Genomic DNA, 13,455 nt, shown 5'->3' on the forward strand with positions numbered 1-13,455 from the left:
AATCGTGCCGATCAGCGCAGGGTTCCTGCTCGTCACCACCCTAGCCAAGTCCCCTGGCCTGCAACGCAGGCGCGTCTTCGATTCTTCTTCCACTGGCCGCCCTCGTCTTCGTTTGTCACGATACTGTATGCATGTACAGTAGTTTAGCCGCAGTTCAAGCAGACTTTCAACTGCTGTCAGCAGGCGCTTAACAAACTGCTGGTCACCGGGCTGTTACAAATTTCAGGTGCGCTCGATAACTTTGGTTGTTGACACGTCGATAACCTTAGTTATAATTCACCTCAACGCGACACCGACGCCGCGCCACCGCCTCAGGCGGATCGCTCTCTAACAATCGAAGGTATGCCGGGACCGCACACGCGGAGCAACCGGCCGGCGCGATCAGCGTCGTGAATCAGGACGGACGCTGCGGAAGACCGCAGTGGTATGCAAGACCCGAGCGAACCTGACACAAGACAGCCAGCAATACGTGACCGATGGCGTCGTAATCGGCACAAACCTCGCGCGGCCTGGAGCCGGCACGGCCGGGTGTAGCCGGGCGCGCGAGTGATGCAGTTCTGACCGGCGGCGTTTCGTACTCTCGAGGCGTCGCCGGTGAGCACTGCACGCAACACGCAGCGTCGATGTTCAAGACCTTAAATCAGTTAGCAATCCTACTTTCATATGGAGGATGCGATGCCCATTCCTCGAACCAATCACGGCAACGTCCGCCAGCTACCGGCGCTGGTCGACCGACAGTCTGACCAGCTGCAAGCCACGGCCGATGATGCCGCGCTGGCGCGCGACGAGCGCAACGAACAGATCGCTGATGGCGTGACGTTTGACGTGCTGCCGTTCTCGACCGAGCAGATCGCGGTGCTCGACGCCGCGCTGCGCCGAGGCCGAATTGAGGACGTGTACGAGGTCTGGAACATCTGCAAAGACGTGCTCGCCGCAGAGACCAAGCGTCGCATCGCGGAAGCCGATCTCACCGCCACCGCACCGCGCTTCGACAACGTCGGTTGCTCGGAATGCGGCCGCGGCTTCGGCCCGGGCAACGCCGGGTTCTCCCACTGCACCGACCACATCGGACGTCGCGCGCTCGACGCCTGACCAACTGCTCCCACTACAGGAGAAAGACATGAGCTTTACGCCCAACACGGAACGTCCGCTGAATGGCGGATCTATCGCTTCGAAAACGGCTTCGGCGCGAGCGTTGTGCAGCACGAATTCAGCTACGGCGGCGACGCCGGCCAATGGGAGGTCGCCGTCATCAAGTTCAACGGGGATTCGTGGCACCTCGAATACGGCACCGAGATCACGAACGACGTGATCGGGTATTTGGCCTGGAGCGACGTCGAGGATCTGCTTTCGCGGATCAACGCATTGCAGCCTGCCTGACCGGTCGCTCGCGTCCAGCGGGCAATCACACCACACCGAGAGACCACATGAACGAGATCAAACACACCCTCGGTCAAGCAAGGCTCCAGCGCGCGAAGGAACTGGCGCAGGAACGGGCTGATTCGAGCTTCGCCTATGGCGAGCTGCCATCGGATGCCGGCGACAGTGCGTCGGCCGATGCTTTCGCGCGCTCGCTCGCGGCCGATCGGTCGCTCGATGCACACCTTCAACCGATGGCGCACCTGATCGACGCACTGCACCTGGTCGCCTCGAAGACCGTGCTCACGTCCGGCATCCGCGCCGTTGTCGACGACGCGCTGGCGAAGGCAGGTTTCCGCGCGCCCATGCCTGTGTCCGATCCCGTTCGCCACATCACCATCGCCGGAGTCGATCGATGAGCAACGTCAAATCCCCAGCCCAGTGCGGCGACCTCGCCGAGAAGCTGATCGCCGACTACGTGCGCGACTGCGGCGCCTATGGCAATCCGACGGCGCTCGCAAACGTCATGGAGATGCTGATCAGCAAGGCGGCCCTCGGCATCGCCATGGTCGGCAGCGAAGCTATCGCACAGCAGATCCTCGACCGGACGAAGCACAACGTCGCAACCTTCGCCGAACGAAACTTGCGGAGGGTCAACTGATGCGCGCCCCACAAAACAGTCTTTCGCCTGTATTTCGCGATTACAAACGATCGCTTGTATCGCGAGTTTATTCCCGCCGGAAGTATGTCGAGGCGGTGGCATGGATGGCCGCGTATGGCGTCGCGATTGGTTTCCTGTGGTACGGCGCGCTCGTCTCCGGCCCGTATCTGCGGAGTCTCGGATGACACCCTTCGACTACCTGGGCAATCTGCTCGATCGCCTATACGAGTGGAATCCCATAGTTGGCTACCTCGCCGCGCTTGCAATTGCGGTCGCGTGCACTTTGATTCTCGCCGGCCTCAACGGCGACGGGTCTTCGGTCACGTCCATCTTCGTGAGGCCCGCATGAGCCGCTTCACCGATCACGCCGACCTCTTCGAGCGCCGGCATCCGCGCGCCGCACGCGTCCTCGCCGTCGCGATCCTCGTCGCGGTCGCTCTTCTCGCTGTCGCCGTAGACGGCATCGCCAAGCACTTCGGCATTCTGTAACGCCTCCGAGCCACACCGCCTCGCATTCCGCGGGACGCTGTCTCCGCCCACCCCGTCGAATCCAGTGCCACCGCGCCGCAAGTTTGCGCGCTGCCGACGCACGCCCCGATCCATCTATCAGGAGCAACCGAGATGAAAACCATCGACACCCTGCCCGTCGAATCGTCGCAGATCCACAGCATCGGCTACGACGCCGAATCCGAAACGCTCGCAGTCCGGTTCAAGGATCGCCGCACCGGCGCGCCGACGTCGCTGTACCACTACACCGGCTTCACGCAAGCGAACTTCGATGTGCTCAAGGGTGCCGACTCGCTCGGCTCGCACTTCTACAAGCACATCAAGCCGTTCCCCGAGCGTTTCCCGTACGTGTGCGTCGAGAAGATGCCGGTGGCCGAGGCGAGCTCGCCGGCCGCCGCCGCGAGCGAAGCATGAACCCGTCAGTCTATTCCGTTCGTGCGTCCAGCTGGGGCGCGTTGTTCGAATGTGGGTATCGGTGGGAAGGAATTCACCTTCTGAAGCTGCGCAACGTGGTCGGTCTGCGTGCCGCACTGGGTACCGCCATCCACGCCGGCACAGCCGCGTACGATCAGAGCGTTCTTGATGGGTCCGGCCTGACCGTCGACGACGCGGCCGGCGCTTTCGTCGACAAGCTCTACGACGCATCGAACGAGTACAACCCGGCCAGCGACGATCTCACCCTCAAGGAAGCCGAGCGGATCGGCATTTCGCTCACGACGAAGTACTGCCTCGACGTTGCACCGCGCTACGACTTCGTCGCCGTCGAGATGGAGACGAAGCCACTCGACATCGACTGTGGCGGCGGAATCGTGATCCGCCTAACCGGCACGATGGACCGCGCACGTGTCCGTCGCACGGCGCTCGGCCCCGGCATCGCCGACTTGAAGAGCGGATCGAAGGCTGTCGCCCAGGGTGTCGCTGTCACAAAGGGCCACGGGCCGCAGATCGGCACTTACGAGATGCTCTACGAGCACACCACCGGCGAATTGATCGCCGATACAGCCGAGATCATCGGGCTCAAAACGAAGGGCACGCCGGAGGTCGCGACCGCCCCGGTCAGGAACGCGAAGCGCGTGATGCTCGGCACCGAGGAAACGCCCGGGCTGATCCAGTTCGCGGCCGACATGTTCCGCTCCGGTCGCTTCTACCCCAATCCGAAATCGCTGTTGTGCGACAAGAAATACTGCCCGCGCTACGGCACCTGTCAATTCCACGAATAGCGAGAGCACATCAAGATGAGCACCCCCGTTCAACTAAAAGACGTCAAGGCCGCTGGCGGCGTCCCTTCCCTGACACCCGACCAGGCCGTCGACATGTTCACCGAGCGCGGTTTCGCGCTCGCGAACCGGATTGCGAAGGCATATGCCAGCAGCGACGCCGTGCCCGCGCAGTTCCGTTCGCACAACCTGAAGAAGGCAGGAAACGAAGAGCACTGGATCGAGAACCCGTCCGCCATCGGTAACTGTCTTGTCGCGATCGAGGTAGCGCGTGCCGTGCGCATCCGCACTGCGGATATCCGGCTCGCTAAGCCCGTCGCCCTCTTTACCGGCCCGAACGGCGCCGGCAAGAGCAGCCTGCAGGAAGCCGTGCGCATGGCGCTCACGGGCGACACGGTGCGCGTCGCGCTGAAGAAGGAATACGGCTCGCTCGTCACCGAGGGGGCCGACGGCGGCCAGATCGTGGTCGCGTGCGGCGAGCAGGCGAACAGCGTGATGCTGCCGTCCGGCAAGCTCAAGCGCGAGCTCGCGGAGGATCCGCGCCTTCCGCTGGTGCTCGACGCGCAGCGGTTCGCGCACCTCGGCGCGGCCGAGCGTCGCGCGTTCCTGTACGACCTGATGGGCGTGAAGATCGGCGTCGACGAAATGCGGGCCCGGCTGTTGGGCAAGCTCGGGTTCCGCGCCGACGCTGTGCCGGCACCGGCCGCCGCGCGGCTCGCAGCCATCACGCCGATGTTACGAGCGGGCTTCGAAGCGGCGCAGAAGGAAGCATCTGATCGCGCGCGCGGCGCGAAGCAGTCGTGGCGCAACGCGACCGGCGAGGAATGTCACATCGGATGGTTCGACGTCGCGATGTGCGATCGCGTTGTGGCCGTCATTCACAAGGAATATCCCCAATGACCGAAACGCAAGATCCGCTCTGGCGCGCACTCGCGCGACTGGAGAAAGCCGAGCTGCGCGAGAACGATCGCAACCTGCTGCGGCCCGCGTTCGCCGCTATGCACGGGTCGCAAGCGATGCGCATTCCCGAGGATGTCGTGGCACGCATCCGGCACCTCGATGCGACGCTGCCGAGAGCCGCGGAGGTATGACATGTTCCGCACCATCCTCTTCTACTTCAGCGGCCGCCTGCCGTGCCGAATCATCAGCGACGCCGGCCGCCCCTATCTCGAGCGCTACTACCTGATCACGCTCTTCGGTGTGCGCGTGTACCTGCACCGCTTCGTCGATAGCGATCCTGATCGCGGCCTGCACGATCACCCGTGGCCGTGGGCGGTCTCGCTGATCGTCGCAGGCTGGTACTACGAGCAAACGCGTGCCGGTACGAAGATCGTGCGCTGGTTCAACGCACTGACCGGCGACTCGTTCCACCGCGTGATCTTGCCGAAGGACCACGGCGTGCACGAATGCTGGACGATCTTCGCGCACCGCGCGCGCCGCTCGAAGGCATGGGCAATGGGGCGCGCGCGTGGGAAACCGAGGATGGCCGTCTTATCTCCGACGCGCAGAAGCAGCAGGCGCTTCGCGACGGCGGTGCATCGGCATCATCGGTGCGGCCGTTTTCGATCGCCCTCTCCCGCGCGCCTCGCACTGATGTGGCGGAAGCGGTGCCGTATGGGTGGAAGCTGATGCCCCCGAAGATGACGCCGGCAATGCGGATGGCATTCGCCGAAGCTGCGGCCGAATACATGAAGCGAACCGGCGGAAATAACCCTGACGTGATGTACAAGGCCGCGTTCGCCATGGCTCCGCAGCTTCCCTCCGCAGATGCAGCGGCAGCGCCGGGAGACGAGCGGGCGGCATGGGATGGCGACAGCGAGGCGAGCCGCGCAGCATTCCGGACCTATGACGCCAGAGAGCGCGTCAGCACACGCACATCGTGGCAAATCTGGCGCGATGCATGTGCATGGCAAGCCCGCGCGGCAGCATCGCAGCCCGCGGTGGCGTGGGTTCGCAAGCATCCGGACACAGGTGAGCTTTCAGGCGACTGGATCTGGAATGACGTGATCGAGAAGTGCCGTAAAGACTCTGGCGTTTGGTTCCCTCTGGGATTTCTCACCGCCCCGCCCGCGCAGGTCGCCACTCGGTGGGAGCTGACGGATAGCGATGTCTTCGCGCTGATCGGCCACGCCGAGCTTCTGCGCGGCCGCGGCGAAACTGACATGCCAGCATGGTGCATGGATCTGGCGCACCGGATCGCCGCCCGGATCGATCCCGCGCTCGAGTCGCGCGTCGAAGCGCTCATGACGAAGCACGAGCAGCGGATCCTCACGCAGCCGGAGCTGCGGACCGAGGTGGCTGCCGAAGATTCACCGGATGCAATGCGTTGGCGCGCGCTGATGATGAACGGCGAGCCATCCGTCTACGTCGAGCGCACTGAACGCCGCATGATTCAACATTCGCAATCTGCCGCGTTCTCGAGCCCGAATCTCACGGGACAGATCGGCGTTGATGCATCCGAGATGTGGGTCAAGCGTTACGTCATGTTCGCATGGTGGGCGCGTGAGCACGAGAAACGCACTTTCACCGAGGCCGTCGACGAAATCCGAGCTGGAGCAGGCAAATGAAGCTGACCGACGTCGAAGTGTTCGCGATCCGCGCCACCGGCCTGCCCGACCACCTGCGCGAGAAGCTGTATCCGGAGCTGACGCTGCGCTACCCGCATTGCGCCAACCCCGACGACGTGCACGACGCAACGGGAGAATGGCGCGGCGTGTGCACCGCATGCGTCGTGTCAGCAGAACCCACCTGCGTGCAAGTGATCAGCTCACGATGAGCGATGAATCTGCGCGTAGATCTCGCGCATGCCTCGGTGGGTACCCACGCATCAGGAAAACAGACTTCATCTGGTGCTCGCTGGAAAAATCCGGAGGAATCGTAGCATGTCGACGTCGACACACAACCTGTGGACGACCGCCGAGGCGCGCCTGCTCGCCCGCCTCTATCCGTCGCCCATGCCGTCCAAGGCTCTGTACGCAGCGTTTCCGCGTCATTCGCGTAAGTCAGTCCAGACCTTTGCTGCCAGGGTGCTCAAGATCAAACGGGCGCAGCGCGACTACAGGTCGCGCGCGACGCCGGCGTGGGACAAGATGCGCGCAATCCTCGAGCGGGAGCGCCTGTCGGTTCGCGAGCTTGTGAAACGCTGCGGCGTTTCGCAGCAGCGCGTCAGCGAGCTGCTGACGATTCACCGCGCCGAGGTCCATATCGTCGACTGGATTCCGCCAGTTGGTCGCGCGCAGTGGCGTCCTGTTTGGGCAATCGGCAACGCGCCCGATGTGCCCTGCCCGGCTGCAATCAAATCGGATGCAGCGCGCGCGGCGCGCAGCGCCATGAAGCGCAATCCGTTCCTGACCGCGGCGGGTCTGGTGACGATCCCTGCCGGCGAGCGCGGCCGTGTCTTCCAGCAGTCCATGGAAGTCAACGACGAGGAGCTTGCGGCATGAGCACGCGAACCCTCATCGAGATCAACCACGACTTCCTGCAGCGGCTGCTCGACGCCCCCGTCGAACTCGCCGTCACGCTGCGCTCGGTCTGCTGCGACCACCAGGCCGAGCTGAATGACGACAACGGGCGCGGCCGCGCGCTCGACCTCGGCGGTGGTATCCGCATCGTCTATCGCCGCCACCACACCGAAGACGCGCGCTTCGTCACCAAATACGTGGACATCGACCTATGAGCGAGAACAGCAAAATCGAGTGGGCCGACCATACGTTCAATCCGTTTATTGGCTGCACGAAGGTGTCGCCTGGTTGCGACCACTGCTACGCCGAGCACCTGATGGATACGCGCATGCACAAGGTCGTCTGGGGGCCGCACGGCGAGCGCGTGCGCACGTCGGCGGCTACGTGGCGACAGCCGCTTCGCTGGAATGCGCGGCACGCTGAATTCTTCGCCGCGCACGGCCGGCGCCAGCGTGTGTTCTGCGCGTCGCTCGCCGACGTGTTCGACAACGCCGTTCCCGACGCATGGCGCGCGGACCTGATCGACCTGATCTGGAACACGCCGCACCTCGACTGGCTGCTGCTCACGAAGCGGATCGGCAATGCCGGGCCGATGATCACGCGGGCACTCGAACTCGCCGGCCGCGGCGTCAACACGCCGTGGCCGTGGTCGAATGTCTGGTTCGGCGCGACGATCGTCAACCAGGCCGAGGCCGACCGCGACATCCCGAAGCTGCTCGCAGTGCCGGCGCGCATGCGGTTCCTGTCGATGGAGCCGCTGCTCGGGCCGGTCGATCTGACGTCTGTCAGTTTCACTGCCAGCCCCGGATACTTCGGTGACGCACTTCAGTGGCACCACCAGCCGCATTGCAGCCGCAACGAGCGCTACCCGGCCATCGACTGGGTCATCGTCGGCGGCGAGAGCGGCCCCGGCGCGCGACCGATGCACCCGGACTGGGCCCGTTCGCTGCGCGACCAGTGCGCGGCCGCCGGCGTGCCGTTCCTGTTCAAGCAATGGGGCGAATGGGCGCCGGGCGAAAACGCTGGCCCCCAGAAGCGCACCGAGGCGACGGCTCACTGGTGGGATGGTGAGTGGTCGTTCGGCTCGATCACGCCGCGCGCGGCCGAGACGCTGCACTGCGACGATGCGCCCGACCTGTGGCGTTGCGGCAAGCGCGCCGCCGGCCGCCATCTCGACGGCCGCACGCACGACGAATTCCCGGAGGCATGATGAAAGAGCGCCCTATCCTTTTCAGCGGGCCGATGGTGCGCGCCATCCTCGAAGGCCGAAAGACGCAGACGCGGCGAGCGCCTGCAGAACATTAGCGAGTCGGACGCGCGCGCCGAAGGCGTGACGATCGAGGACCACCACATGCGCGGCTACTGCGCCGGCGCCTATCGGCCGCCTAGCATCCGCGCCTTTCACGATCTGTGGGACAGCCTGAACGCCGCGCGCGGCCATGGCTGGGATGCGAACCCGTGGGTCTGGGTTGTCGAATTCAGGAGGATTGAAACGTGAGCCTCTACCTCTCTACGGTCGAGCTGGCCGAACTCGTCGGCTGCAGGCCGCGCAGCTTGGCGTGCATGAAGCGCTGGCTCGAGCGCAATCACTGGCCGTATGTCGTCAACATCGCTGGAGTGCCGCTCGTCGCGCGCGAGTACTACGCCGCCCGCATGAACGGCACTGCGCCTCCCGCGCGCCGGCCCCGCGCCGCCGCCCAAGACGAACCCAATTTCGCCGCACTCACAGCATGATCGGACGACGCAAGCGGCCGGACGGATTCGGCAACACCGCCGGCCAGGTGTACACCCGCAGCGGCTGGAACACGAACTGGTCGCGGTTGATGGGGTATTGCGAGAAGGAAGCGCAGGTGCGAGGCGTACCGTTCGAACGGTTCGCGCTGCGCGACATGCGGCCAGCGGCCGTGACCGATCGCCAGGAGGAAGGCGACGATCGCATCATCGATGCGACTGGGCATGCGGACGAGCGCATGGTCCGGAAGACATACGACCGACGGCGACAGCGAAAAGTGCGTGCTACGCGATAGCCTTATGTAACCCTACCGTGGCACCTCTTGAACTTAATGCCACTGCCGCATGGACAAAGCTCGTTCCTACCGACCTTATTACCGATCCGCATCATGCCTGGATCGCGCGCCTGTTGAGGTAATGCGCGCGGCGTGTTCGATGTCGACGGTGCTTGGGAAGAACGGGCAGCTGCAGGTTGCTCCGCTCCTGCGGATATTAGGTCTTTCAGTGTATAGCCAGAACTAGCCTGAAGCAGCGCAAGCACCGTAATCAAAATGCCAATAAATGTATACCACTCGGACTTGTTTTCCGGCATCCATGAAAGCAGGCTGGCCGCTCCCGGGGCTCGTCTTTCCGCTTCATCCGTGAACTGTTCTCGCGACCAATTTTGCGCCCTTGCGGCCGTTGCAACTTCGCTCAGCATCGCAAGTCGCTCGGCGGGTAATCCGCCGGCACGGGCGAACTGAATCAGACCATTTACCAGCGCATACACGCCATCAGGAATCGACCCAACACCTCCACATTTCGGACATGGCCCTGACTTACTACCCGTGAATGTGATTCCCGACGTGTTTCCGTCCATCCAAAAACCAGATGGAAACGCAGTTCCACAGCGATCGCAAATTGCTGGTATGACGGCCATCAACTCCCCCCCGGGGCGAAAACGAAAAAGGCCCGTGCAATGCACGGGCCTTTCACACTTATCTTCCAAATTTTGGAATCTCATCTTCCAAAACCTGTAACACGTCAGCGTCTTTGCGCTGCAAGTGCTTGAATTTGTTGGGGTGGCTGATGGGACTCGAACCCACGACGACAGGAATCACAATCCTCTAAAGACTGGATTCCTTGATGTTGACCTAGATTTACGAGACTCACTGAATCCCAGTGTTTTCGGGCTCTCCAGCGAAAATTGCCTACATATTCCTGTTGAACTACGTTGATTGATTGACCTATACTTTGCCTACATGGTGCCTACATAGATTTGGCCCCAACAGGAACAGGTAATGGCAAAGGTCAATTTCACTGCGGAGCGCGTAGCCTCGTTCGAAGCAGTGCCAGGCAAGACGCAGACGATTTACTGGGACGCGAAGGCTCCAGGGCTCGGCCTGCGCGTGACGCCCGCAGGCGCGCGTTCATACATCTACGAATCCCGCCTGTTCGGCAAGACAGTTCGCATCACCATTGGCGACTCACGTGCATGGACGCTTGGCAAGGCCCGCACTGAGGCAGCACGCCTGAAAACGGTAATCGATGACGGGAAAGATCCGCGCGAGCAGGTAGCCGAGCAGCGCGCCGCCCATGAGGCCCGAAAGGTGGAGGCTCGCCGCAAGGACGTAACGTTGGCGGAAGCCTGGAAGGTGTATATCGAGGTTCGCCGCCCGAAGTGGAGCGAGTTGCATTACCGCGACCATGTAACGCTCGCCAGCGCTGGTGGTCAGCCGAAGAAGCGTGGCAAGGGACTGACCGAACCGGGCCCGCTCGCAGCGCTGATGCCACTGAAGCTATCGGACCTGAGCGCCGAGCGCATGGGCGAATGGCTGGCGGATGAGGCCGCCCAGCGTCCGGCTCGCGCCCGCCTGGCCTTCAACCTGTTGCGCATCTTCGCAACGTGGTGCGAATCGAAGGCCGAATATCAGGCGCTCATCGACCCGCAGGCCGTTGCCACGCGCCTTTCGAAAGACGCTCTCCCGAAACAGGCCGCAAAGACCGATTCCATTCAGCGCGAGCAACTGGCCGCGTGGTTCGGTGCGGTCCGCCAGCTCAGCAACCCAGTCATGGAGGCGTATCTTATTGGCCTGCTACTGACCGGCGCGCGTCGCGAGGAACTGGCTGAGCTTCGTTGGGACGATGTGGACTTCCGGTGGCGCAGCCTGCACCTGAAAGACAAGGTGGAAATTGAGACCGGCCGGATTATTCCCCTGACACCGTATTTCGCCACCGTGCTGCTCGAGCTGAAGCGTATCAACGACACACCGCCGAACGTGCGCCAGATGCGCAGCCTTGAGGCCAAGGGTGAAACGTGGCGGCCGTCGGAATGGGTATTCGCCAGCAAGACTTCGGGTGATGGCCGGCTCGCCGCGCCGAACAACGCCTTGCATCGCGTCTGCGGGATTGCCGGTATCGCACCGGTGACGCTGCACGGTCTGCGGCGGTCATTTTCGAGCCTTGCGGAATGGACGGAACTGCCGTCCGGCATCAAGGCGCAAATCATGGGTCACAAGGCGAACGGCCAGGGCTTTCACGTCGCCGGCATTCGCACGTCGCTTGTTGACGGCGGCTTGCACCCGGTCAATCCATTCACGTGCGCCAGCAGCAAACGCAGCCTCACGGGATTCGTCACTGAGCCAGTAGCGCGTCACCCACGAGATGCGGCCGTCGTTCGTGCCGTCTGCAATTTCGCGGCGCTCGATGGTCCAACCGTATTTGCCTTCCAGGTAATGCACCCATGCGGCAGCTCTCGTCGTCGATTGGCGAAACACTGCCTCCATACCGGTCAGTGCATTGCCTTCCAGCAGTTCAGCCAGAAACGACGCTGTGACGGTATTGACGCGCGTAGGCAGGGCTCCGTTAGAATTGCGATGTTCGTTCGCGCTCGATTCGGCTTTGCTGGATTGGGCGTTTTTCTTTTCCATTTACGCCTCCGCGCGCATCAGCCGCTCGACCGCATCCAGCGGCCAGGCTAGAAAGCGATTCGGCAGTTTGACCGGGCGCACGCCGTGATAGCTGCCGGTCTCCATGTAGCGCTTGCGGATGCTCTGCGGACGCAGATGCAATGCGCCAGCTAGCTCTTCGGTCGTGATGAATTGGCGGCCTACCGGAATCGCCGCCAAGTGTTGCGTAGTCATGTGACTGGCTCCCAATGTGTGCGACTCAACGTGAATCGCTTGGGGCCAAGCCTGATTACCGCAATACTCGGCTTACTGTTGCGCAATAGCTCCGGCCTTATCCGACAAGGGATTCAGGCCGACTGGCGCAACAATGCAATGCAACGGCGTCTAGTATTTATCCCCTTTCAGTTTCCGGCTACCGACTCCCGCCGATGGGTGCCACGACGCCTTCGCGCGGGTCTCAAACTTGTCCTTTGCCTGATTCAGCAATGTGCCGATGCGTGGCCGGCTGACGTTGTATTGCTTGGCGAGTTTTTCTTGCGTGGCTCCCGGTAGCTTGCTTTCAGCCAGTAGCGTTTTAAGTTCTGCATCTGACCATTTATCGCCAACACGCTTCACGGTTCGAATTGACGCCGCAGGGGTGTTTCCTGACGGCAATTCCGCACTGTTAAAGCGATACTCGACGCGCCATTCCGGGTGAGCGTTCAGCAGCTTGTCCACGTCGGCAACGTCCACGCGGTCATAGAACGTGCGGAGATTCTTCGGAACGGCGTAGGGCAGAAAATCGCGTAGGTCGCGCGGGTTCTTCAGCGGCAGCGCGCCGCTCTTGATTTCGGTCACAAGTGTCGCCTCCCAGCGCGCCGCCTCGGTGCCGGTCTCCTTGGCGAGGATGCCGACCACCTCGTCAATCTGGAGCCTTCCAGCGGCCATCATCGCAGCCTGCTCAGCGTCTGCCTGGGTGCGCGGGTTCAAACGCATCGGTATAGGGCGACATAGGCAGGCACGTCGGCAAGCTGCGCCAGATGCTGTATCACTCCGGCCGGCTTCTCCTGTCCTATGTCGCGAGCCACTTCAACCAGAGCCAAGGGAACCTTGGCGCCGTTGTCGTATTCCGTGAACAGCACCGAATCGAGGTCGACCATCGTCAGCGATTCGGCTTGAGTCGCCGCCAAATACCGGCGAATCGAAGGTGCGCGATGCCATACACCGTAAGCCCGGTCGCGGGTTTCGTATTGTTCGAGCCTCATAGTTGGCCCCTTGGCAAGCTATCGGGCGCGAGCGCAATGCACGCGAGAAGCATAGTTGGCTGCATATCACACCCACTACGGCAGTTTTATTTCGGCCAGGATGTCCGCGACCTTGATGATGTGCTCTGCTATGGACGAGAGGTCCTCGTAAAGCTTTTGAGGTCCCGCGTTGACTTCGCATTGAGGCTTCCTGCGGTTCTCGTTCGCCACAAGACGCAAAACCGGAGCGAGCGGCTGACCGGCAATCGGATGCGTACGCCGACGGCCCTTCGTCCGGTGGGCGGTTGGAAGCTGAACGAGGGCGGCGGGGCGCGACGTAGAATTGAGCTTAGCCATGGTACGGACCTCCCTTATAGGTCGTGTTATGGTCAGGCGGCGCGAAGTGTT

The 13,455-nt window shown here is 62.7% G+C and carries 25 protein-coding genes; 19 read left to right on the forward strand and 6 right to left on the reverse strand.

Going from position 1 to position 13,455, the window contains the following annotated elements; genetic code table 11:
- Positions 1–675 precede the first annotated feature (675 nt).
- The 18 genes from ACNQQL_RS03795 (at position 676) to ACNQQL_RS03880 (ending at position 8,939) form a co-directional block, all read left to right on the forward strand.
- Positions 676–1,092, forward strand: a complete 417-nt coding sequence (locus ACNQQL_RS03795; protein ID WP_347063257.1) for a hypothetical protein — start codon at positions 676–678, stop codon at positions 1,090–1,092.
- A gap of 105 nt (positions 1,093–1,197) precedes the next feature.
- The gene (locus ACNQQL_RS03800; RefSeq protein ID WP_347063258.1) at positions 1,198–1,380 is read left to right on the forward strand and encodes a hypothetical protein; all 183 of its coding nucleotides are present in this window, start codon (positions 1,198–1,200) and stop codon (positions 1,378–1,380) included.
- A 47-nt stretch (positions 1,381–1,427) separates the two neighbouring features.
- Positions 1,428–1,778, forward strand: a complete 351-nt coding sequence (locus tag ACNQQL_RS03805) for a hypothetical protein (RefSeq protein WP_347063259.1) — start codon at positions 1,428–1,430, stop codon at positions 1,776–1,778.
- Positions 1,775–2,020 carry a hypothetical protein gene (locus ACNQQL_RS03810; RefSeq protein ID WP_347063260.1) on the forward strand — a complete coding sequence of 82 codons (246 nt, stop codon included), beginning with the start codon at positions 1,775–1,777 and terminating at the stop codon, positions 2,018–2,020. The genes ACNQQL_RS03805 and ACNQQL_RS03810 overlap by 4 nt, the downstream gene beginning before the upstream one ends.
- A 181-nt stretch (positions 2,021–2,201) precedes the next feature.
- Positions 2,202–2,369: a hypothetical protein gene (locus tag ACNQQL_RS03815; protein ID WP_347063261.1), complete on the forward strand. Its 168-nt coding sequence runs from the start codon at positions 2,202–2,204 to the stop codon at positions 2,367–2,369.
- The gene (locus ACNQQL_RS03820; RefSeq protein ID WP_347063262.1) at positions 2,366–2,509 is read left to right on the forward strand and encodes a hypothetical protein; all 144 of its coding nucleotides are present in this window, start codon (positions 2,366–2,368) and stop codon (positions 2,507–2,509) included. The genes ACNQQL_RS03815 and ACNQQL_RS03820 overlap by 4 nt, the downstream gene beginning before the upstream one ends.
- A 132-nt stretch (positions 2,510–2,641) precedes the next feature.
- Entirely contained in the window at positions 2,642–2,941 is a 300-nt protein-coding gene (locus tag ACNQQL_RS03825) for a KTSC domain-containing protein (protein WP_347063263.1), read from the forward strand.
- Entirely contained in the window at positions 2,938–3,747 is an 810-nt protein-coding gene (locus tag ACNQQL_RS03830; RefSeq protein ID WP_347063264.1) for a RecB family exonuclease, read from the forward strand. The genes ACNQQL_RS03825 and ACNQQL_RS03830 overlap by 4 nt, the downstream gene beginning before the upstream one ends.
- A 15-nt stretch (positions 3,748–3,762) precedes the next feature.
- Positions 3,763–4,644 carry an AAA family ATPase gene (locus tag ACNQQL_RS03835; protein WP_347063265.1) on the forward strand — a complete coding sequence of 294 codons (882 nt, stop codon included), beginning with the start codon at positions 3,763–3,765 and terminating at the stop codon, positions 4,642–4,644.
- A complete protein-coding gene (locus ACNQQL_RS03840; protein ID WP_347063266.1) occupies positions 4,641–4,835 on the forward strand; it encodes a hypothetical protein in 195 nt (64 codons plus the stop codon). The genes ACNQQL_RS03835 and ACNQQL_RS03840 overlap by 4 nt, the downstream gene beginning before the upstream one ends.
- A 1-nt stretch (position 4,836) precedes the next feature.
- The gene (locus ACNQQL_RS03845) at positions 4,837–5,373 is read left to right on the forward strand and encodes a hypothetical protein (protein WP_347063267.1); all 537 of its coding nucleotides are present in this window, start codon (positions 4,837–4,839) and stop codon (positions 5,371–5,373) included.
- 29 nt (positions 5,374–5,402) lie between these two features.
- Positions 5,403–6,311: a hypothetical protein gene (locus ACNQQL_RS03850; RefSeq protein WP_347063268.1), complete on the forward strand. Its 909-nt coding sequence runs from the start codon at positions 5,403–5,405 to the stop codon at positions 6,309–6,311.
- Positions 6,308–6,520 (forward strand): hypothetical protein, encoded by a 213-nt coding sequence (locus ACNQQL_RS03855; RefSeq protein WP_347063269.1) that lies wholly within the window; start codon positions 6,308–6,310, stop codon positions 6,518–6,520. The genes ACNQQL_RS03850 and ACNQQL_RS03855 overlap by 4 nt, the downstream gene beginning before the upstream one ends.
- A 106-nt stretch (positions 6,521–6,626) precedes the next feature.
- Positions 6,627–7,187 carry a hypothetical protein gene (locus ACNQQL_RS03860; protein WP_347063270.1) on the forward strand — a complete coding sequence of 187 codons (561 nt, stop codon included), beginning with the start codon at positions 6,627–6,629 and terminating at the stop codon, positions 7,185–7,187.
- A complete protein-coding gene (locus ACNQQL_RS03865) occupies positions 7,184–7,420 on the forward strand; it encodes a hypothetical protein (RefSeq protein ID WP_347063271.1) in 237 nt (78 codons plus the stop codon). The genes ACNQQL_RS03860 and ACNQQL_RS03865 overlap by 4 nt, the downstream gene beginning before the upstream one ends.
- Entirely contained in the window at positions 7,417–8,415 is a 999-nt protein-coding gene (locus ACNQQL_RS03870; protein WP_347063272.1) for a phage Gp37/Gp68 family protein, read from the forward strand. Before ACNQQL_RS03865 ends, ACNQQL_RS03870 begins: the two co-directional genes overlap by 4 nt.
- A 120-nt stretch (positions 8,416–8,535) precedes the next feature.
- Entirely contained in the window at positions 8,536–8,703 is a 168-nt protein-coding gene (locus ACNQQL_RS03875; protein WP_347063273.1) for a hypothetical protein, read from the forward strand.
- Positions 8,700–8,939, forward strand: a complete 240-nt coding sequence (locus ACNQQL_RS03880) for a DUF4224 domain-containing protein (RefSeq protein WP_347063274.1) — start codon at positions 8,700–8,702, stop codon at positions 8,937–8,939. The genes ACNQQL_RS03875 and ACNQQL_RS03880 overlap by 4 nt, the downstream gene beginning before the upstream one ends.
- On the opposite strand, the gene ACNQQL_RS03885 is transcribed toward ACNQQL_RS03880, so the two are convergent.
- Positions 8,929–9,147: a hypothetical protein gene (locus ACNQQL_RS03885; protein WP_347063275.1), complete on the reverse strand. Its 219-nt coding sequence runs from the start codon at positions 9,145–9,147 to the stop codon at positions 8,929–8,931. The genes ACNQQL_RS03880 and ACNQQL_RS03885 overlap by 11 nt on opposite strands.
- An 87-nt stretch (positions 9,148–9,234) precedes the next feature.
- Positions 9,235–9,939: an SEC-C metal-binding domain-containing protein gene (locus ACNQQL_RS03890; RefSeq protein ID WP_416392516.1), complete on the reverse strand. Its 705-nt coding sequence runs from the start codon at positions 9,937–9,939 to the stop codon at positions 9,235–9,237.
- Between the two features lie 277 nt (positions 9,940–10,216).
- On the opposite strand from ACNQQL_RS03890, the gene ACNQQL_RS03895 reads away from it, so the two are divergent.
- On the forward strand, positions 10,217–11,896 hold the full coding sequence (locus tag ACNQQL_RS03895; protein ID WP_347063276.1) for an integrase family protein: 1,680 nt from the start codon (positions 10,217–10,219) through the stop codon (positions 11,894–11,896).
- On the opposite strand, the gene ACNQQL_RS03900 is transcribed toward ACNQQL_RS03895, so the two are convergent.
- The 4 genes from ACNQQL_RS03900 to ACNQQL_RS03915 all read right to left on the reverse strand — a co-directional run bounded on the left by ACNQQL_RS03900 (position 11,846) and on the right by ACNQQL_RS03915 (position 13,404).
- On the reverse strand, positions 11,846–12,058 hold the full coding sequence (locus ACNQQL_RS03900) for a DNA-binding protein (RefSeq protein WP_347063277.1): 213 nt from the start codon (positions 12,056–12,058) through the stop codon (positions 11,846–11,848). The two genes, ACNQQL_RS03895 and ACNQQL_RS03900, sit on opposite strands and share 51 nt — an antisense overlap.
- Before the next feature lie 150 nt (positions 12,059–12,208).
- The gene (locus tag ACNQQL_RS03905; protein ID WP_347063278.1) at positions 12,209–12,793 is read right to left on the reverse strand and encodes a hypothetical protein; all 585 of its coding nucleotides are present in this window, start codon (positions 12,791–12,793) and stop codon (positions 12,209–12,211) included.
- Complete coding sequence (locus tag ACNQQL_RS03910; protein WP_347063279.1) at positions 12,790–13,068, reverse strand: hypothetical protein; 279 nt, start codon at positions 13,066–13,068, stop codon at positions 12,790–12,792. Before ACNQQL_RS03910 ends, ACNQQL_RS03905 begins: the two co-directional genes overlap by 4 nt.
- Positions 13,069–13,143: 75 nt before the next feature.
- Complete coding sequence (locus tag ACNQQL_RS03915) at positions 13,144–13,404, reverse strand: hypothetical protein (protein WP_347063280.1); 261 nt, start codon at positions 13,402–13,404, stop codon at positions 13,144–13,146.
- Between the last annotated feature and the right edge of the window lie 51 nt (positions 13,405–13,455).

It is taken from the genome of Burkholderia sp. LFS061 (assembly GCF_047978125.1).
Taxonomy (GTDB): Bacteria; Pseudomonadota; Gammaproteobacteria; order Burkholderiales; family Burkholderiaceae; genus Burkholderia; species Burkholderia pyrrocinia_C.